The 18,863-nt window shown below is 63.8% G+C and carries 20 protein-coding genes; 13 read left to right on the top strand and 7 right to left on the bottom strand.

What is annotated here, in order from left to right:
• Genes AC5J09_RS12800 through deoA form a run of 4 tightly spaced genes read left to right on the top strand, consistent with a single transcriptional unit; the run spans position 1 to position 3,487 of the window.
• Positions 1–972 carry an ABC transporter permease gene (locus AC5J09_RS12800; protein ID WP_494297746.1) on the top strand — a complete coding sequence of 324 codons (972 nt, stop codon included), beginning with the start codon at positions 1–3 and terminating at the stop codon, positions 970–972.
• 2 nt (positions 973–974) lie between these two features.
• Positions 975–1,370: a cytidine deaminase gene (locus AC5J09_RS12805; RefSeq protein WP_003536146.1), complete on the top strand. Its 396-nt coding sequence runs from the start codon at positions 975–977 to the stop codon at positions 1,368–1,370.
• Entirely contained in the window at positions 1,367–2,164 is a 798-nt protein-coding gene (locus AC5J09_RS12810) for a purine-nucleoside phosphorylase (RefSeq protein WP_338277495.1), read from the top strand. The genes AC5J09_RS12805 and AC5J09_RS12810 overlap by 4 nt, the downstream gene beginning before the upstream one ends.
• Before the next feature lie 6 nt (positions 2,165–2,170).
• Positions 2,171–3,487: a thymidine phosphorylase gene (deoA, locus tag AC5J09_RS12815; RefSeq protein ID WP_494297747.1), complete on the top strand. Its 1,317-nt coding sequence runs from the start codon at positions 2,171–2,173 to the stop codon at positions 3,485–3,487.
• 103 nt (positions 3,488–3,590) lie between these two features.
• Here deoA and upp read toward each other — a convergent pair whose 3' ends face one another.
• The 6 genes from upp to AC5J09_RS12845 form a co-directional block, all read right to left on the bottom strand.
• Positions 3,591–4,220 (bottom strand): uracil phosphoribosyltransferase, encoded by a 630-nt coding sequence (gene upp, locus AC5J09_RS12820; protein WP_018093764.1) that lies wholly within the window; start codon positions 4,218–4,220, stop codon positions 3,591–3,593.
• Positions 4,221–4,330: 110 nt separating this feature from the next.
• The gene (locus AC5J09_RS12825; protein WP_494297748.1) at positions 4,331–5,305 is read right to left on the bottom strand and encodes an adenosine deaminase; all 975 of its coding nucleotides are present in this window, start codon (positions 5,303–5,305) and stop codon (positions 4,331–4,333) included.
• Positions 5,302–6,522, bottom strand: coding sequence for a phosphopentomutase (locus AC5J09_RS12830; RefSeq protein ID WP_494297749.1), 1,221 nt, complete (start codon positions 6,520–6,522; stop codon positions 5,302–5,304). The genes AC5J09_RS12825 and AC5J09_RS12830 overlap by 4 nt, the downstream gene beginning before the upstream one ends.
• Before the next feature lie 170 nt (positions 6,523–6,692).
• Positions 6,693–7,277, bottom strand: a complete 585-nt coding sequence (locus tag AC5J09_RS12835) for a TadE/TadG family type IV pilus assembly protein (protein ID WP_338277503.1) — start codon at positions 7,275–7,277, stop codon at positions 6,693–6,695.
• A 7-nt stretch (positions 7,278–7,284) separates the two neighbouring features.
• Positions 7,285–7,899, bottom strand: coding sequence for a TadE/TadG family type IV pilus assembly protein (locus tag AC5J09_RS12840; protein WP_494297750.1), 615 nt, complete (start codon positions 7,897–7,899; stop codon positions 7,285–7,287).
• 244 nt (positions 7,900–8,143) lie between these two features.
• Complete coding sequence (locus tag AC5J09_RS12845) at positions 8,144–8,560, bottom strand: pilus assembly protein N-terminal domain-containing protein (protein WP_100669922.1); 417 nt, start codon at positions 8,558–8,560, stop codon at positions 8,144–8,146.
• 251 nt (positions 8,561–8,811) lie between these two features.
• Between AC5J09_RS12845 and AC5J09_RS12850 the strand changes: the two genes are divergently transcribed.
• The 9 genes from AC5J09_RS12850 to AC5J09_RS12890 all read left to right on the top strand — a co-directional run bounded on the left by AC5J09_RS12850 (position 8,812) and on the right by AC5J09_RS12890 (position 17,718).
• Positions 8,812–9,006 carry a Flp family type IVb pilin gene (locus AC5J09_RS12850; protein ID WP_494297751.1) on the top strand — a complete coding sequence of 65 codons (195 nt, stop codon included), beginning with the start codon at positions 8,812–8,814 and terminating at the stop codon, positions 9,004–9,006.
• 86 nt (positions 9,007–9,092) lie between these two features.
• Entirely contained in the window at positions 9,093–9,605 is a 513-nt protein-coding gene (locus AC5J09_RS12855; RefSeq protein WP_494297752.1) for an A24 family peptidase, read from the top strand.
• 130 nt (positions 9,606–9,735) lie between these two features.
• The gene (gene cpaB, locus AC5J09_RS12860; protein ID WP_440852635.1) at positions 9,736–10,545 is read left to right on the top strand and encodes a Flp pilus assembly protein CpaB; all 810 of its coding nucleotides are present in this window, start codon (positions 9,736–9,738) and stop codon (positions 10,543–10,545) included.
• A 13-nt stretch (positions 10,546–10,558) separates the two neighbouring features.
• The gene (locus AC5J09_RS12865) at positions 10,559–12,094 is read left to right on the top strand and encodes a type II and III secretion system protein family protein (protein WP_494297753.1); all 1,536 of its coding nucleotides are present in this window, start codon (positions 10,559–10,561) and stop codon (positions 12,092–12,094) included.
• Positions 12,095–12,149: 55 nt separating this feature from the next.
• Positions 12,150–12,830: a CpaD family pilus assembly protein gene (locus AC5J09_RS12870; protein WP_494297754.1), complete on the top strand. Its 681-nt coding sequence runs from the start codon at positions 12,150–12,152 to the stop codon at positions 12,828–12,830.
• A 22-nt stretch (positions 12,831–12,852) separates the two neighbouring features.
• Positions 12,853–14,139: a CpaE/TadZ family protein gene (locus AC5J09_RS12875; protein WP_018093776.1), complete on the top strand. Its 1,287-nt coding sequence runs from the start codon at positions 12,853–12,855 to the stop codon at positions 14,137–14,139.
• A gap of 62 nt (positions 14,140–14,201) precedes the next feature.
• Positions 14,202–15,668 carry a TadA family conjugal transfer-associated ATPase gene (locus tag AC5J09_RS12880; protein ID WP_275597024.1) on the top strand — a complete coding sequence of 489 codons (1,467 nt, stop codon included), beginning with the start codon at positions 14,202–14,204 and terminating at the stop codon, positions 15,666–15,668.
• Between the two features lie 48 nt (positions 15,669–15,716).
• Positions 15,717–16,727 carry a type II secretion system F family protein gene (locus AC5J09_RS12885; protein WP_494297755.1) on the top strand — a complete coding sequence of 337 codons (1,011 nt, stop codon included), beginning with the start codon at positions 15,717–15,719 and terminating at the stop codon, positions 16,725–16,727.
• 7 nt (positions 16,728–16,734) lie between these two features.
• Entirely contained in the window at positions 16,735–17,718 is a 984-nt protein-coding gene (locus AC5J09_RS12890) for a type II secretion system F family protein (RefSeq protein ID WP_379937183.1), read from the top strand.
• A 212-nt stretch (positions 17,719–17,930) separates the two neighbouring features.
• On the opposite strand, the gene AC5J09_RS12895 is transcribed toward AC5J09_RS12890, so the two are convergent.
• On the bottom strand, positions 17,931–18,755 hold the full coding sequence (locus tag AC5J09_RS12895; protein ID WP_100670055.1) for a tetratricopeptide repeat protein: 825 nt from the start codon (positions 18,753–18,755) through the stop codon (positions 17,931–17,933).
• Positions 18,756–18,863 lie beyond the last annotated feature (108 nt).

The raw sequence follows: 18,863 nt of genomic DNA on the forward strand, positions 1-18,863 counted from the left end.
ATGGACTTCTTCCACGTTCTCGTCGTGCTCCTGGAATCGACGATCCGCGTCTCCGTGCCGCTGGTCTTCGCAGCCCTTGCCGGCCTGTTCACCGAGCGCGCCGGCGTCTTCGACATCGGCCTGGAGGGCAAGATGCTCGGTGCGGCCTTTGCCGCCGGGGCGGCGGCAGCCGTCACGCAGTCCGTCTGGGTGGGGCTCGCTGCGGCGATCCTCGTTTCCGTGGCCCTGTCGCTCGTCCACGGCTATGCTTCGATCACCCAGCGCGGCAACCAGATCGTCTCGGGTGTGGCGATCAACTTCATCGTTGCCGGTTCCACCGTGATCCTGGGAGAGGCCTGGTTCCGGCAAGGCGGCCGCACGCCGGCGCTCGCCGAAGGCGCGCGGTTCCAGACGATCAACTTCCCCGACGCGGACATGATCCGCGAAATTCCCGTCCTAGGGCCGGTCTATGCGGACCTCCTGTCCGGCCATTTCCTGCTCACCTATCTCGCCTTCGCCATGGTGCCCATCAGCTGGTGGATTCTCTACCGCACCCGTTTCGGCCTGAGGCTGCGCGCCGTCGGCGAGAATCCGGGCGCGGTCGATACCGCTGGTATCTCGGTGATCTGGCTCAGATACCGGGCTGTCATCTGCTGCGGCATTCTCTGCGGCTTTGCCGGCGCCTATCTTTCGCTGGCGATGACGGCGGGCTTCGTCAAGGGCATGACGGCGGGCAAGGGCTATATCGCGCTTGCGGCGCTGATCTTCGCCAAATGGCGGCCGCTCAACGTCATGTTCGCCTGCCTGCTCTTCGGCTTCCTCGATGCGCTCGCGATCCGTCTGCAGGGCACGCCCTTGCCGCTTATCGGCCAGGTTCCGGTGCAGCTCATGCAGGCCCTGCCCTATATCCTCACCGTCATCCTGCTTGCCGGCTTCATCGGCAAGGCCATTCCGCCGAAGGCGGGCGGCGTACCCTATGTGAAGGAGCGCTAATCATGTCCAAGGACGAACTCTTTGTCGCGGCGCGTGAAGCCATGGCGAAGGCGCATGCGCCCTATTCCAAGTTTCCGGTCGGCGCCGCCATTCGCGCCGAGGACGGCAGGATCTATACGGGCGCAAACATCGAGAACCTGTCCTTTCCGGAGGGCTGGTGCGCCGAGACGACGGCGATCAGCCACATGGTAATGGCCGGCCAGCGCAAGATCACGGAGGTCGCGGTGGTCGCCGAGAAACTCGCGCTCTGCCCGCCCTGCGGCGGCTGCCGTCAGCGGCTTGCGGAATTTTCCGGCGCGAGCACCCGCATCTATCTTTGCGACGAAACGGGGATCAGGAAGACGCTGGCGCTCTCCGACCTGCTGCCGCACAGCTTCGAGACGGAGATTCTCGGATGACGGCGGCTGCGGACTTCCTCGGGGGCAAGCTCGGAGCGCTTGCGCCCCGCTACGGGATCGTGCTCGGTTCCGGCCTCGGCTCGCTCGTCGACGCGGTGGCGGAGCCGCTGCGCATCCCCTATGCGGAGATCCCGGGCTTTCCGGTGAGCGGCGTTTCCGGCCATGCCGGCGAGTTCGTGGCGGGCAGGATCGGCAACACTCCCGTCGCCGTGCTTTCCGGCCGTGCCCATTATTACGAACGCGGCGACGCCAGTGCCATGCGCGTGCCGATCGAGACGCTGAAGCGGATCGGCGTCGAGAACCTGATCCTCACCAATTCCGCCGGTTCGCTGCGCGAAGACATGCCGCCGGGCTCGGTCATGCGCATTGCCGATCACATCGCCTTTGCCGGCGCCAATCCGCTGATCGGCGTCGAAAGCGACGAGCGCTTCGTCGGCATGACGAATGCCTATGACGCGGCGCTGGCCATAGGGATGGAGGAGGCCGCCGAACGCCTCGGCATCCCGCTCGCGCGCGGCGTCTATATGTGGTTCTCCGGGCCGAGCTTCGAGACGCCGGCCGAAATCCGCATGGCCCGTATCCTCGGTGCCGATGCGGTCGGCATGTCCACGGTACCGGAGGTCATTCTCGCCCGGTTCTTCGGACTGAAGGTCGCCGCCGCCTCCGTCGTCACCAATTTTGCCGCCGGCATGACCGGGGCGGAACTCAGCCATGAAGAAACCAAGCAAATGGCACCGCTCGGCGGCACGCGGCTGGCGGCAATCCTGAAAGAGATGATCGCGAGCGAAGGCTGAACGGCCATGCTTCCGCAGGAAATCATACGAAAGAAAAGGGACGGCGATCGGCTTGATCCGGCGGATATCGCCGGTTTCATCGCGGGTGTGACCGATGGCTCGGTCTCGGAAGGGCAGGCGGCCGCCTTCGCCATGGCGGTCTGGTTTTCCGGAATGAATCGCGACGAATGCGTGGCGCTGACGCTGGCGATGCGCGATTCCGGGGAAACGCTCGACTGGAGCGATCTCGCACGTCCCATCGTCGACAAGCACTCGACAGGCGGCGTCGGCGACAATGTCTCGCTGATGCTGGCACCGATCGTCGCCGCCTGTGGTGCGGCCGTGCCGATGATTTCGGGCCGGGGGCTCGGCCACACCGGCGGGACGCTCGACAAGCTCGAATCGATTCCCGGCTATGACATCCAGCCATCGCCCGAGCACTTTCGGCTGGTGGTCGATGAGGTCGGCTGCGCCATCATCGGCCAGACCGCCGATCTCGCGCCGGCCGACAAGCGCCTCTATGCGATCCGCGACGTGACGGCCACGGTCGATTCGGTGCCGCTGATCACCGCATCGATCCTTTCGAAAAAGCTCGCCGCAGGGCTCGGGTCGCTGGTCCTCGACGTCAAGCTCGGCAATGGCTCCTTCATGACGGATCCCGCCGAAACCGAAGTCCTGGCGCGTTCGCTGGTCGAGGTCGCCAATGGCGCGGGCGTGCGCACCTCTGCGCTGATCACCGACATGAACGAGCCACTGGCGGACGCGGCCGGCAACGCGCTCGAAATAGAGAGCTGCCTGGCCTATCTGCGCGGCGAGAAAGCGGGAACCCGCCTCGATCAGGTCGTGATGGCCCTGGCTGGGGAAATGCTCGTTGCAGGGGGTATTGCGGCGCATGAAGCCGAAGCCGAAGCCATGGCGCGGCGCGTCCTGGAGAGCGGGGAGGCGATGGAGCGTTTCGGCCTCATGATCCGGCGGCTCGGCGGACCTGCCGATTTCGTGGATCGCCCGGGCGCCTATCTTGCCGAGGCGCCCGCGGTCCTTGCCGTGCCGGCGGGCCGGAACGGCTATCTGGCGTCCTGCGAGACGCGCGAATTGGGAATGTCGGTCATCGCACTCGGCGGCGGGCGCATCCGCCCGGATGACCGGATCGATCATCGCGTCGGTTTTACCGGCCTGCGACCGCTCGGGACGAAAGTCGAAAAGGGCGAGCCGATCGCCTTCGTCCATGCTGCCGACCGAAGTCAGGCCGAGGCGATCGCAAAGCGGGTTGCCACGCTCTATGCGATCGCAGACGAGGAGCCGGCGCAACGGCCGGTGGTCGTTTCGAAGCTGAGAGCGGGGTGAGGAAAAGCGTGTGCGGTTTTCCGCCCGCATCCCGCACCTTATCGGACGCGTTGACGAGATGCAGCGCCGCTTTCCGAAGCGGCAGGACGGCAGACCGACAACCCTACTTCGTTCCGTACATGCGGTCGCCCGCATCGCCGAGGCCCGGCACGATATAGCCCTTCTCGTTGAGATGGCTGTCGATCGAGGCGGTGAAGATCGGTACGTCCGGATGGGCGCCCTGGAAGTTGCGAATACCCTCCGGAGCGGCGAGGAGGCAGAGGAAGCGGATGTTCCGCGCACCGCGCTCCTTGAGCTTCTCGATGGCCGCGATCGAGGAATTGCCGGTGGCGAGCATCGGGTCGACGACGATGACGAGGCGCTCGTTGATGTTGTCCGGGGCCTTGAAGAAATATTCGACAGCCTGCAGAGTCTCGTGGTCCCGGTAGACGCCGATATGCGCAACGCGCGCCGAGGGTACCAGTTCGAGCATGCCCTCGAGCAGGCCGTTGCCGGCGCGCAGGATGGAAGCGAAGACGAGCTTCTTGCCCTCGAGCACCGGTGCGTCGGTTTCCACGAGAGGCGTCTCGATCCGTTCGGTCGTCAGCTCCAGATCGCGCGTGACCTCATAGCAGAGCAGCGTGGAGATTTCCTTGAGCAGCCGGCGGAAGCCCGCAGTCGACGTTTCCTTCTTGCGCATTATGGTCAGCTTGTGCTGCACCAGCGGATGACCGATCACCGTTACGCCGTCCATGGCTCATCTTCCCCGCGAAAATTGGCTATCCACCCTCTTTTCCATGGAAAGGGCGGGGGCCGCAAGAGTGTAGGTGGAAGTTGTGCAGCTCCGCCCGCTCATCCGCGCAACTAGACATGCAACGCGGCCAGCAACCTCTCTCGCGTGGGCTCGTCCACGAAGGCGGCTTCAATCGCGGTCTTCGTCATCCGGTCGATCTCGCTGTCGGAGAAGCCCATCGCGTGGAAGGCGATGTCGTATTCCTGCGCGAGCGACGTGTGGAAGAAGGGAGGATCGTCGGAATTGAGCGTCACGCGGACGCCGGCTTCGTAAAGCCGCCTAAGGGGATGCGAGGCAAAGTCCGGGAACACCTGAAGCGCGACATTCGAACCGGGACAGACTTCGAGCACGACGCCCTCGTCGGCAAGGCGCTTCACGAGATCGCCGTCCTCGATCGCCCGGACCCCGTGGCTGATCCGGGCCGGGCGGACATGGTCCAGCGCATCGCGCACGCTGAAGGCGCCGGAAAGTTCGCCCGCGTGGATGGTGAGGCCGAGGCCGGCATCGCGGACGGTGTCGAAGGCGCGGGAGAATTCGGCGACGCTGTGCATGCGCTCCTCGCCGGCCAGATTGAAGCCGGTCACGAGCGGATGCCGGCGCATCGCTGCATATTCGGCGGTCCTGATGACGAAGTCGGGACCGAAATGGCGGATGCCGGTGATCAGCATGCGCGATTCGATGCCGGTCCTCGCCTTCGCCGCCTCCATGCCGGCGGCGAGGCCCTCGATATAGGCGTCGGCGCCGAGCCCGATCGTTTCGCCATGGTCGGGCGAGACGATGATTTCGCTGTAGATCGTACCCGCTTCGGCAAGCTCCGTCAGATAGGTCTCGGCGAGAAGCGCATAATCGCCCTCGGTGCGAAACAGCGAGGCGACGGCATCGTAGCACCTTACGAAGCTGGTGAAATCCTCCCAGACATAGGCCCCGTCGCGGACGATCGCGCTGGTGTCGACGCCGTATTTGCGGGCCTGCCTCATCGCCAGTTCAGGCGGCGTCGCACCCTCGATATGGCAATGCAGTTCGGCTTTCTTCAGATGAGCGGTCAAAGGAGGCTTCTCCCATGTGGGCCGGCGCCAATGCCGAGATGTCTTGCGACGGTTTCGCCGATATGGGCGAAGCTGTCGGCGATGCCGAAGGAGCGGCTGCGAAGCGTCGGGCCGAACATCAGCACCGGCACGCGCTCGCGCGTGTGGTCGGTGCCGCGCCAGGTCGGATCGCAGCCATGGTCGGCGGTCAGGATCACCATGTCGCCGGGTTTCAGCCGGCGGTCGAGATCGGGCAGGCGTGCATCGAAGGCTTCGAGCGCGGCGGCATAGCCGGGCACGTCGCGGCGATGTCCGTAGAGCATGTCGAAGTCGACAAAATTGGTGAAGACGAGCGCCCCGTCTTCGGCCTCTTCGATGGCTTCCAGACTGGCGTCGAAGAGGGCCATGTTGCCGTTGGCCTTGGTGAGCCTGGTCACACCCTGATGGGCGAAGATGTCGCCGATCTTGCCGATCGCGTGCACCGTGCGCCCGGCCTTCTGCAGCCGGTCGAGAACGGTCGGTTCGGGCGGCGGCACCGAATAGTCGCGACGGTTGCCCGTGCGCGTGAAGTTGCCCGGGTCGCTGCCGACGAAGGGCCGTGCGATGACGCGGCCGATATTGTAGTCGTCGACGAGCCGGCGGACGACCTCGCAGAGGTTCAGCAGGCGCTCCAGCCCGAAGGTCTGTTCGTGCGCGGCGATCTGGAAGACGGAATCGGACGAGGTGTAGCAGATCGGCTTGCCGCTCCGCATATGGTCTTCGCCGTGGCGGGCGATGATGTCGGTACCCGAAGCATGGCAATTGCCGAGAATGCCGGGCACATCGCCCTCACGACAGATCGCTTCCACCAGTTCGGGAGGGAAGGCGTCGCCTTCGGCCGGAAAATAGCCCCAGTCGAAGGTCACCGGCGTGCCGGCGATTTCCCAATGACCGGACGGCGTGTCCTTGCCGCGCGAGACTTCGCTTGCAGCGCCGTAGATCCCGTAGACGCGTTCCGGCAGCGCCATGCCGGCGGGCAGCCGCCCGGTCGCGAGCCGCGCCGCATGCATGAGGCCGAGCGCCGACATGTTGGGCAGATGAAGCGGCCCTTCCCGCAGACCCGTCCGGTCGGCCGCTCCCGCCGCGCAGAATTCCGCGATATGTCCGAGCGTATCGGCGCCGAGATCGCCGAAAGCCTCTGCGTCCGGCGCATTGCCGATGCCGAAGGAATCGAGGACGAAAAGGAACGCACGCGCCATGAAACACCCTGACTAATCCCGAGCGCGAGCGCGATAAGCGGCGAGCCGGTGCCATTAAGATTTTCGCGGCCGTCGCCGCACAATCCGGCAGAAATAGCGCGCCGCCTTGTCCATTGCAATTCATGCATGCCGTCCAGGACCCACGCGGCGTGGGTGCCGGGAGGGAAGCCTCAGCAATCGGTGCAGTTGATGGTCGTGCCGAAGCGCTGGCGGTAGTAGGAGGTCCTGGAGAGAGGGATCGTGCCGCCGGCGTCCGAGCCGAACAGGGAAAGCTGGTGATTGACGACGAGTTCGGTGCGCACGACGAAGGCATTCACCGCGTCGAGATCCGCCGGAACGCTGACCACGGAATTGACCGCATAGGGAACCGTCGCACCGTCGCTCGCGTCCGACCAGCCCCGGGACCAGGCGACCTTGCCTTCGGTCGTGCCGTTCACCTGGATACCGGTGATCTTGAGGTCGTAGTCGGAGCCGTCATAGGGCACCAGCATGTTTTTTGCGACGTTGCGCATGTCGTCCAGAAAGGCCTTGGTCACCTGCTGCTCCTGGGTGACGATGTCGCTCACCGCACTCGAGGCCCGCCCGACCTTGCGCGCCACGGTGAAGCCGAGCGAAAGCTCGAAAGCGCCGATATACGCCGCGATCAGAAGCGGCGCGACAATGGCGAATTCCACGGCACCGGCGCCGCGCCGGTCCCGCAACAGTCCGTGGAAGACCCCCCACAGCTGCCGTTTGCATGCAGGAAGGCGTTCCATGGCGGCCTCAATAGTTTTCGTTGCGGAAGGTGGCGGTCGAGACCATCAAATAGTCGCGCGGCATGCTGTCGCCGGCAGGTCTGAGCTTGGTCACCAGGGGACGAACGAGATCGGTGATCACGGTCCAGCGGTAATAGGCGCGCACCATGGTGTAGTCGTTCGGGCCGCCGGGTGCGAAAGTAAAGCCGCTGGTGTCGAGATCGGAGCCGATCCGCGGCACGGCTTCCGGAAAGACACTGAGATCGGCGGGGAGCTTGCGGACGTCGAGATAGAGTTTCGAAGCTTGCGTCGCCTCGGTCGCCGAGCAGGTCATCATGATCGCGATTTCCTCGCAGAAGGCCTGGCGGAACTGGGTTTCTGTCGTGAAGCCGGGCTTGCCGGTATCGGTAGTGATTTCACCCGTGCGGATTTTCCGCGCCAGCGTATCGGTCGCATTGGCCAGCAATTGCTCGCCGGCAAAAGCGACGAATGTCTCGATCGAGGCGAAGACGACGATGAAGAAGGGCAGTGCAAGGATCGCGAATTCGATCGCGGTCGCACCTTTCCGGTCGCCGATGAAGCGCCGAAACAGGGCGCGCGGCAAGGGAGCCCGGGGAGTGGATGCTTTCTCTTCGATCGACATCGCGCCGTTCCATCATGTCAACTGGTTGGCGCAAAATACACGGCGACTGTTGAAGATTCGTTTTCGAGGACCCGGAGAATTTTAGTGGTTCTGAAGCTGAGGGCGGAACGGCCCCTCATCCCGCTGCCGCGACCTTCTCCCCGCACGCGGGGAGAAGGGACAAGCGGCTCGCTTTGCGGCTTAAGTCCCCTCTCCCCGCTTGCGGGGGAGGGTTAGGGTGAGGGGCAGGGCGAATTTTCCGGTCTTAATTGCCGCTCGAAGCGGAAGCCTGCCGTTCCGCACGCTCGCAATTGGGCGTGCAGGAGAGAACGGTGCGGACGGTCTGCTTATAGACGCGCACCGTGTTGCCCTCGTCGATCGATACGAGGATGCGCTCGTCGACCATGGCGTTGCCGTCCTGGTCGAGAATGACGAGATTGGTGGTGCCGAAATTGCGCCCGGTCAGCACGATGGTCTTCGCATCCGCCACGGTCGCGTCGGCAACCTCCGCATTGCCGATGATCACCTTGCTGACCGGCCGGTCGAGCTTCAGCACGCGGGCGTGGTCCATATAGACGCGCATCATTTCTTCAGCCGCGCGGGCGCCGCCCGGTGCGGCGATCGCCAGAAATGCAGTCGTTGCAAGCAGTGCGGCCCGTGGGGTCGCTGAGGGCGTGTTCATGGCGCGTCCTGACGGTCTATCTGCCGCATCTTGGCGCCTTTTGGTGAATGAATGGTTACGCCGATGCGGCGCAATTTAAGGCATCCGTTTTCCGCACATTTACCCAGGAAAAAGCGAGTTTCCTTTAACGTCACGGTAACCGGTTTCCTTAAGCGGAAAGCAATTAGCCCCCGCTAAATTCAGGGTATCCGATCAACGGCAACAGTTTGACGGACGTGCTGAACAACAAGTGAAGTTTGAGGAGAATAGTCATGAAGACCATTTTTGCACGCCTGATGAAGGACGAGTCCGGCGCAACCGCAATCGAATACGGCCTGATCGCAGCTCTGATCTCGGTGGCGCTGATCGGCGGCGCCGGGCTGCTCGGAGACAACCTAGACAAGACCTTTGACAGCATTGCCACGGAGATGGGCAACGCCGACACTAAAAACTACGGCACGCCGTGATCCACATGCCGAGAGTTGCCATTGGGTAACTCTCGGCTCTTCATCACTGACGATACCGCTGGCATAAATACGCAATAGGCCGTCCCGTGATTGACGCAGCAATCTCCGTGATTTTTCCGCTTTGCCTGGCGTTCGCCGCGCTGTCTGATCTGCTGACGATGACGATTCCCAATCGTGCCTCAGCAATTCTGTTGGGTGCGTTCTTTATCGTCGCACCGCTATCGGGGTTCGACCTCGCCCAGCTTGGGTTGCATCTCCTTGCTGCGCTCATGGTTTTCAGTGCTTGCTTCTGCTTATTCGCCGCCAATGTCATGGGTGGTGGCGACGCGAAACTACTAACTGCAAGCGCCATCTGGTTCGGCCTCCATGCGTCGCTTGCTGCGTTCCTCGTTTACGTCTCAATCTTTGGCGGCCTGCTGACCTTGATCGTTCTACTCTTCCGCCGGCAAGAAAACTCAATACTGGCGGCGGGCATTCCGGTTCCACGCCTTCTCTTGACCGCGAAAAAGATACCTTATGGCATTGCAATCGCGCTCGGCGGCTTGGCGGCTTACCCCTCATCACCGTTGATGCAGTTAGCCTTTGCGCGACTCTCCTGAAGCGCTTCCTTTACCGCGACATGGTCGCGAAGCAATCCGTTAACCATCCGCATAAGCATTCCATTAACCATAATTACACCAATTCCTGATCAACCTGATCCTGGGCAATTCTTGGGGGTTTGGGGCGATCATGAGACCGGTGCGCATTATCATTCTGGCGGTGGCCGTCGGCTCGGCTGCCTTGGCCGGGCTGCTGGCGATGAAGCTCACCCGCGCGCCCGCCCCGCAGACGGCGGAACCCGTCATCGAGCAGGCACCGACCATCAACGTGCTGGTCGCCGGTAAAAGCCTGCCGGTCGGCTCCCGTCTCGGCGCCGATTCCATCCATTGGAAGGCCTGGCCGAAGGACGGCGTCGCCGAGGGCATGATAACCGAGGAAAACCGTCCCGCCGCCGTCGAAGATCTTGCCGGCGCCGTCGTCCGCCTGCCGATCTTCACCGGCGAGCCGGTCCGCCAGGAAAAGATCGCCGACGCATCGAACCGGATCATGTCGTCGCTGCTGCCCGCCGGAAAACGCGCCGTCGCCACGGAAATCACGGTCGCGACCGGGGCGGGCGGCTTCATCCTGCCGAACGATCGTGTCGACGTGATCATGGTGCGCAAGTCCGACGGCGATCTCTATCTGACCGAAACGGTGCTGAGCAATGTCCGCGTGCTGGCGATCGACCAGCAGATCGAGGAGAAGGAAGACGGCTCGAAAGCGGTCGTCGGTACGACCGCGACGCTGGAACTTACGCCGGATCAATCGAAGGTCATGACGGTTGCGCAGCAGATGGCGGACCGCATCTCGCTGGCACTGCGCAGCGTCGCCGACGCGCAGGAGCCGGATACCACGGCTGCCGACTACCTTCTCAACGGCGACGGCCGGCCGAGCATTCAGGTCATCAAGTCGGGCTCCATCGTCAAGGGCGACGGTGTGGCCCTCCAGAACCAGAAGTGAGGCGGGGCGCAAGGTGAAACCGATCGCAAAAAAGTTTCGGGCGTCTGTCGCAGCCGGCCTTTCCTTCTGCGTGACCTTTTCGGGCATGGCGCTGCCGACCCTCCCGGCCGCCGAGGCCGCCTCCTCCTCGGTGGTGAGGATCGTCGACAGCGGCCCCGGCGCCCGCAAGACCATCAATCTCGGTCTCAACAAGGCGGTCGTCGTGGACCTGCCGAGCGACGCCCACGACATCCTCGTCGCCGACCCGTCGCTCGCCGACGCGATCACCCGCACCTCGCGCCGCATCTATCTTTTCGGCAAGTCCGTCGGCCAGACGAACATCTTCGTCTTCGGCCCGGGTGGAGAGGAGATCGTCAGCCTGGAGGTCGCCGTCGAGCGCGACGTCGCCGGTCTCGAATCCAATTTGCGTCGCTTCATTCCCGATGCGGATATCAATGTCGAAATCATCTCGGACAACGTGGTGCTGACAGGCACGGTCCGCACGCCGCTCGACTCGACCAGGGCCGTCGATCTCGCACGCGCTTTCCTGAAAGGCGGCGAGGCGACCACGCGCAACATCACCGCGCAGGGCAATAACGGCGATGCCGATATCTTCGCCGAGGACCGGCAGAACTCGCAGATCGTCAATCTGCTGACGATCGAGGGCGACGACCAGGTGACGCTGAAGGTGACCGTGGCCGAGGTCAGCCGGCAGGTGCTGAAGCAGCTCGGCTTCAACGGCCGCGTCTCCGATGGCGAAAGCGGCATTACCTTCCGCAACCCGGCCAATCTCGGCGACGCCATCGCCGTCGGCACGAACGCCCTCATCAAGGGTTCTATCGGCCCCACCACCATTTCGAGCTATATCAACGCAATGGAACAGGCCGGCGTCATGCGCACCCTCGCCGAGCCGAGCCTTACGGCTATTTCAGGCCAGGAGGCGAAGTTCTATGTCGGCGGCGAGTTCCGACTTGCCGGCGTGCAGGAGGTTTCGGCGGACGAGGAGACGGGGGAACCAACCGTCTCGCGCGAAGTGAATGACGTTGAATACGGCATTCGGCTAAATTTCAAGCCGGTGGTTCTTGGTCCCGGCCGTATCAGCCTGCGGATCGAAACGGATGTTTCCGAGCCTACCTATGAAGGCTCGGTGGTCACCGGGAATGGGATGGCCAGCATTCCCGGCAACACCTTCCTCGGCATCCGCCGGCGCGAGGCCTCGACCAGCGTCGAACTGCCGTCCGGCGGCTCGATCGTGATCGCCGGCCTCGTCCAGGATAATATCCGCCAGGCGATGTCGGGCCTGCCCGCCGCCTCGAAGATCCCGATCCTCGGCACGCTCTTCCGCAGCAAGGACTTCCAGCGCAGCGAGACGGAACTCGTCATCATCGCCACGCCATACCTCGTCAGGCCGGTTGCCCGCAGCGCGATCTCGCGCCCGGACGACAACTTCAATCCGGCGAACGATCTCGAAAGCTTTTTCCTCGGCCGCGTCAACCGGATCTATGGACGCCCCGAGGCTCAGCCGCCGGCCGGCCGCTATCACGGCAATGTCGGCTTCATCTACAAATAGGCCGGCCATGAAGAAGCGAAGCGCAGCTCGAAACAGTCCCGAAAGGCAGCCTCCGATGGCCCTGAACCGCTTTCCGTATCGCCTGGCCCTGGGCGCGCTCGTCGGCCTGCTGCTGGCTGGCTGCGCCAATAAGGACAGGCTCGCGACCGGTGCTCTTCCGGACGATTACCGCACCCGCCACCCGATCGTGCTGACGGAGGGCGAGCGGACGATCGACATTCCCGTCGCCTCGGGCGACACGCGGCTCACTCAGGGGACCCGCGACGTCATCCGCGGCTTTGCCACCGAATATCGAAATGCGTCGAGCGGCGTGATCCAGATCATGCTGCCGCGCGGATCGGTGAACGGCCATGCCGCGCAGATCGTCCGCAAGGATATTCGTCGCGTGCTGGCGGCGGGCGGCGTGTCACCGAAGAAGATGATCGAAACCACCTATGACGCCTCCGTGACGGGCGATGCCGCACCGATCCGCCTGAGCTATGTCGCGATAACTGCGCAGACCGCACCCTGCGGCGCGTGGCCGGAAGATCTGGCGCTGAACACGCTGGAAAACCGCAACTACTACAATTTCGGCTGTGCCACCCAGTCCAATCTCGCCGCTCAGATCGCCAATCCGACGGATCTCGTCGGCCCGCGCCAGATGTCGCCGATCGACGCCGAGCAGCGGGGCCAGGTGATCGACAGCTGGCGCGGCACGGAAAAGGGCGACGGCGGAACCACGATCGTCTTCAACTGAAACGGGCCTTCAAGGAAAAGCGATGAACGCGATTGAATACACGATCGAAAGCGGCGCTGCCGGCGATTGGCCCGCGGACGGGTCGCGCCCCGGCGACCTCGAACAGCTCCGGCCCCTGCCGCGCATCTCGATCCATGCCTTCTGCGAAAGCGAAGCGGTGCAGCGACTCATGGAGCGTTGCGGCCAGGATCGCCGTATGGCGAAGGTCAGCCTTCGCATCACCGGTGGCGGCATCGCCGCCGCCGCGACCACTTTTACCAGCGTCTCGACGCCCAATCTGATCATTCTCGAAACCGCGGCCGAGACCGGCTCGCTGCTTTCGGAGCTGGCGCCGCTCGCGGAGGTCTGCGATCCGAGCACCAAGGTCATCGTCATCGGCCGCCATAACGACATCGCTCTCTATCGCGAGCTGATCCGCAACGGCATTTCCGAATATATGGTCGCGCCGGTCGGGATGGCGGATATGCTGAGCGCCGTCTCGGCGATCTTCGTGGATCCGGAGGCGGAGCCGCTCGGACGCAGCCTTGCCTTCATCGGCGCGAAGGGCGGCTGCGGCTCGTCGGTCATCGCCCATAATTGCGCCTGGGGCATTTCCAATCTTTTCTCGACCGAGACGATCCTTGCCGATCTCGATCTGCCCTACGGAACCGCCAATATCGACTTCGATCAGGACCCCCCGCAGGGGATCGCCGAGGCCGTATTCGCACCGGATCGGCTGGACGAAGTCTTTCTCGACCGGCTCCTGACCAGATGCTCCGATCATCTGTCGCTGCTCGCCGCCCCCTCCATGCTCGACCGCGCCTATGACTTCGAGACGGGTGCGTTTCAGCCGATCCTGGAAGTTCTCCAGCGCAGCGCGCCCGTATCCGTTCTGGACCTGCCGCATGGCTGGACCGACTGGACCCGCTCTGTGCTTTCCGCGGCCGACGAGGTGGTCATCACCGCCGCCCCGGACCTGGCAAGCCTCAGAAACGCAAAGAACCTGCTCGATGCCTTGAAGAAGTTGAGGCCGAACGACAAGGCACCGCATCTCGTGCTCAACCAGGTGGGCGTGCCCAAGCGTCCGGAGATCGCTCCCGATGAGTTCTGCGCGTCGTTGGAGATCGAAGCCGCAGCGATCATTCCGTTCGATGCGGTCCTCTTCGGCAATGCCTCCAACAGCGGACGCATGATCGCGGAGATCGACCGGAAGTCGCCGGCCGCCGAGACCTTCTCGCAGCTGTCCCACCTCTTGACCGGGCGCACCACCGTGAAGAAAGCCAGACGGGGCGGCCTCGGCAAGGTTCTGGCGAAGCTCGGCAGGCGGTAGCGGACTATTTCCGATCCCGCACCCGAAGGGGCGGGGATCGATGAAGCAACTGGAATGAACTGATGTTTGGCAAACGCGGAAATGAAGGTTCTGGCAAGGGTGGTGCGCGCGGCTTCTCGCCTGCGCCCCCGATGCCCGCGGTCCAGCTGGTGCCGGTGGAGCGTTCCGCCGCGCCCGTTCTCGGCGAAACGATCGCTGCGCCATCCCGCCCGCAAGCGGCGGCGCCGCCTCAGCGGCGCCGAGCGCCGAGGGCGGAAGATTATTACGACACGAAATCGCAGGTCTTCTCCGCGCTGATCGATACGATCGATCTGTCGCAGCTCTCCAAGCTCGATATCGAGAGCGCCCGCGAGGAAATCCGCGACATCGTCAACGATATCATCACCATCAAGAACTTCGCGATGTCGATCTCGGAGCAGGAAGAACTGCTCGACGACATCTGCAACGACGTGCTCGGCTACGGACCGCTGGAACCGTTGCTCGCGCGCGACGACATCGCCGACATCATGGTCAACGGCGCCGGACAAACCTTCATCGAAGTGGGCGGCAAGGTCGAGGAATCGGAGATCCGATTCCGCGACAACGGGCAACTGCTGTCGATCTGCCAGCGCATCGTCAGCCAGGTAGGCCGCCGCGTCGACGAATCGAGCCCGATCTGCGATGCGCGTCTGCCGGACGGGTCACGCGTCAACGTCATCGCGCCGCCGCTCGCGATCGACGGTACGGCGCTCACCATCCGCAAGTTCAAGAAGGACAAGCTGACGCTGGAGCAGCTGGTGCGCTTCGGATCGATCACGCCCGAGGCCGCCGTCCTGCTGCAGATCATCGGCCGCGTCCGCTGCAACATCGTCATTTCCGGCGGCACCGGCTCCGGCAAGACGACGCTGCTCAACTGCCTGACGCGCTATATCGACAGCACCGAGCGGATCATTACCTGCGAGGACTCGGCCGAATTGCAGCTGCAGCAGCCGCATGTCGTCCGGCTCGAGACGCGCCCGCCGAACATCGAGGGCGAGGGCGAGATCACCATGCGCGACCTCGTGAAGAACTGCCTGCGCATGCGCCCGGAGCGCATCATCGTCGGTGAAGTGCGCGGCCCGGAAGTCTTCGACCTGTTGCAGGCGATGAACACCGGCCATGACGGTTCGATGGGAACGATCCACGCAAATACCCCGCGCGAATGCCTGAGCCGCATGGAATCGATGATCGCCATGGGCGGCTATACCCTGCCGGCCAGGACCGTTCGCGAGATCATCTCCGGCTCGGTGGACGTGATCATCCAGGCCTCGCGCCTGCGGGACGGATCGCGCCGGATCACCCACATCACCGAAGTCACCGGCATGGAAGGCGACGTGATCATCACCCAGGACCTGATGCGCTACGAGATCGACGGCGAGGACGCCAATGGCCGCATCGTCGGCCGCCACGTCTCCACCGGCATCGGCCGGCCGCATTTCTGGGACCGGGCCCGTTACTTCAACGAGGACAAGCGGCTCGCTGCGACCCTCGACGCGATGGAAAAGCAATAGGCGAAACGGCTGCGGTCCCGCCGCTCCGAATAAAGGACAGACCGAGCGATGTTCGGCATAGACATCACCGTCCTGGGACTGGCCGGCCTCGTCGCCCTGGCGGCGGCAGCACTCGCCTATGGTGTGCTCTATCCCCGTATCGAGACCGAGAAAAAGGCGGAGGGCCGCCTGCGCCGGGTCAGCGCCTCGGAGACGGACCGCACCAAGATCAAGGCGGCGCGCGACCGCGTCAACGAGATGTCGAAGCGTCGCAAATCCGTTCAGGATTCGCTGAAGGACCTCGAGAAGAAGCAACAGGAAAAATCCGCCAATGCGGCGCCTTCGATGAAGAAGCGCCTGCTGCAGGCCGGTCTTTCGATATCGATCGCTCAGTTCTATCTGTTCAGTGCGCTTTTCGGGTTGTTCGCCTTCCTTGTCGTCCTCCTGGCAGGGGCCGGACTGATCATTGCCGCAGGCGTCGGCGTGATAGGCGCGGCCGGCCTGCCGCGGTGGATCGTCGGCTCGATGGTCAAACGCCGTTGCAGAAAGTTTCTCGACGAGTTTCCGAATTCGCTCGATGTCATGGTCCGGTCGATCAAGTCGGGGCTGCCGCTGAACGACGCCTTGCGGCTGATCGCGAGCGACGGGCAGGAGCCGGTCAGGACCGAATTCCGCCGTGTCGTCGAGTCCCAGCAGGTGGGCCTCAACGTTCCCGAAGCCTGCGCCCGCATGATTCACAGCATCCCGCTGCCGGAAGTGAACTTCTTCGCGATCGTCATCGCCATTCAGGCGCAGGCGGGCGGCAATCTGTCCGAGGCGCTCGGTAATCTCTCCAAGGTCCTGCGCGAACGCAGGAAGATGAAGGCGAAGGTCAGCGCGCTGTCGATGGAGGCCAAGGCGTCCGCCTGCATCATCGGCGCGCTGCCCTTCATCGTCGCAACCCTCGTCTATCTGACTTCACCGGACTACATGATGATTTTCTTCACCGACCCGCGCGGCCACATCATCATGGGCGCTTCCGCCGTTTGGATGAGCATCGGCATCTGGGTGATGCGCAACATGATCAACTTCGACATCTGAGGATCCCGTGGCCGGCTGGATAGAGACGCTTACCGATCTGAACATCCTCGTCGCGGCGCTCGTCTCGATGGCCGTGCTCGCCACGTTCTATTCGCTCGTGGCGCCCTTGCTCGAGCGGGGAGACCTCGCGAAGCGGATGAAGTCGGTCGCCACCGAACGGGAGCAGATCCGCGCCCGCGAGCGCGCCCGGCTCAATGCCGAGGCGACGACCGGCAGGGCAAGCCTCAGGGCACAGCACAACACCTCGGTCCGGGAGATCGTCGAGCGGCTGAACCTCAGAAAGGCTCTGGTGGACGACAACACCGTCAACCGCCTGAAGACGGCCGGCTATCGCTCGCAGAACGCGCTCAACACCTTCCTCTTCGCCCGCTTCTGCCTGCCGTTCCTGTTTCTGACCGTTGCGGTTCTCTATATTTTCGTGCTCGGCAACTTCGCCGACAAGCCGATCATGGTCAGAGTGTCCTTCGCCATCGGATTCGCCTATGTCGGCTTCTACGCGCCGAACATCTTCATCGCCAATGCGATCTCCAAGCGCCAGCAGTCCATTCGCCGCGCCTGGCCGGATGCGCTCGATCTCCTGCTCATCTGCGTCGAGTCCGGCGTCTCGATGGAACTCGCCATGCGCCGCGTCGCCGACGAGATAGCCGTGCAGTCGCAGCCGCTGGCGGAGGAACTGGTGCTGACGACCGCGGAACTCTCCTTCCTTCCCGAAAGGCGCATCGCGCTCGAAAATCTCGGCCTGCGCACGGGGCTCGATGAAGTGAAATCGGTGACGCAGGCGCTGATCCAGGCCGACCGCTACGGCACGCCCGTCGCTCAGGCGCTGCGCGTTCTGGCGCAGGAGAGCCGCGACCAGCGCATGACCGCTGCCGAGAAAAAGGCGGCCGCACTGCCGCCGAAGCTGACGGTGCCGATGATCCTGTTCTTCCTGCCGGTCCTCGTCGCCGTCATCCTCGGCCCCGCCGGGATACAGGTGGCGGACAAGTTTTAGGATGGAAAGGCAAAGGTGGATTAACCGCCCTTGAAAGGGACTGCCGCCTTTACCGGCTGTACTGCCTCACCCTAGCCCCTCTCCCCGGGGAGAGAGGGGACTTGGAGAGGGCGGCATATCCCTTCTCCCCGCCTGCGGGGAGAAGGTCGCGGCAGCGGGATGAGGGGCGCGTGCCGCCACCCTTGCAGGTGGCGGTGCCGGCAGGTCAACCTTCAATCCGCCTTCACCGCATCCGCCTTTGCCAGCTGCTTCCACGCGCCCTGCTGAGACAGCATGGAGCGAAGATAGGCGACGTTGGCCTCCGCCTGCTCGGCTGTCAGTTCCTGGCGGGCGATGGCTTCCGCTTCCTGGAAGCGGCCCTGCAGGCCGACGGCAAGCGCGAGGTTCTGGCGCACGCTGCTGCCGGCATCCGGTTGGCTCGCCGCGGATTTGAGGTAGGTCTCGGCCGTCCGCAGATCCTTCGAGAGCAGATAGGACATGCCCAGATTGGAAAGGACCGAAGGCTCGTTGGGCTTGAGGTCCAGAGCCTCGCGGTAGCGCAGCCGTGCCTCGGCGGAGCGGCCGAGCTGGTCGAGGATGGCGCCTTCCGCGGATTTCAGCTTCCAGTCGGGCCGGTCCGGCGTCTGGGCACGGCTGATCGTTGCGAGCGCCTGTTCCAGCTGACCCGCTGCGGCCTGGGCCTTGCCGTAGGCTCCGAGCACCTCGCGATCCGCCGGATGGTAGATCGCCACCTGTTGCATGACGGCAAGCGCCTGTTCGTTGCGGCCCGTCATGCGCAGGAGATTGGCGTAGTTGAGCCCGGCCTCCCGGTCCTTCGGATTGCGCTCATAGGCCTTGCCGATGCGTTCGGCGGCGGCAGCGAGTTCGGTCGCGTTCATCGACTGCACCGGCCTCGTGAGCTTCGGGATCGATCCGGTCGTCAGCTCCTTCCTGCCCTGTTGTCCGGCGCAGGCGGAGAGCGACAGCGCCACCATCGCAACGGCAACCCCCGTTGCGAGGCGGCACAGGGATAAGGAGAAAGTGTCTTGCATCGTGATCGAAGCCCCAGCCATCCAGTCCTGCACCGGAACTCCAGACAAAAGCGGCGCAACTTTCACTCCAGCAATAATCTGTTAACCCTAACGGAGCGTTAATCGCACCTGTTC

Source organism: Sinorhizobium sp., assembly GCF_059070375.1.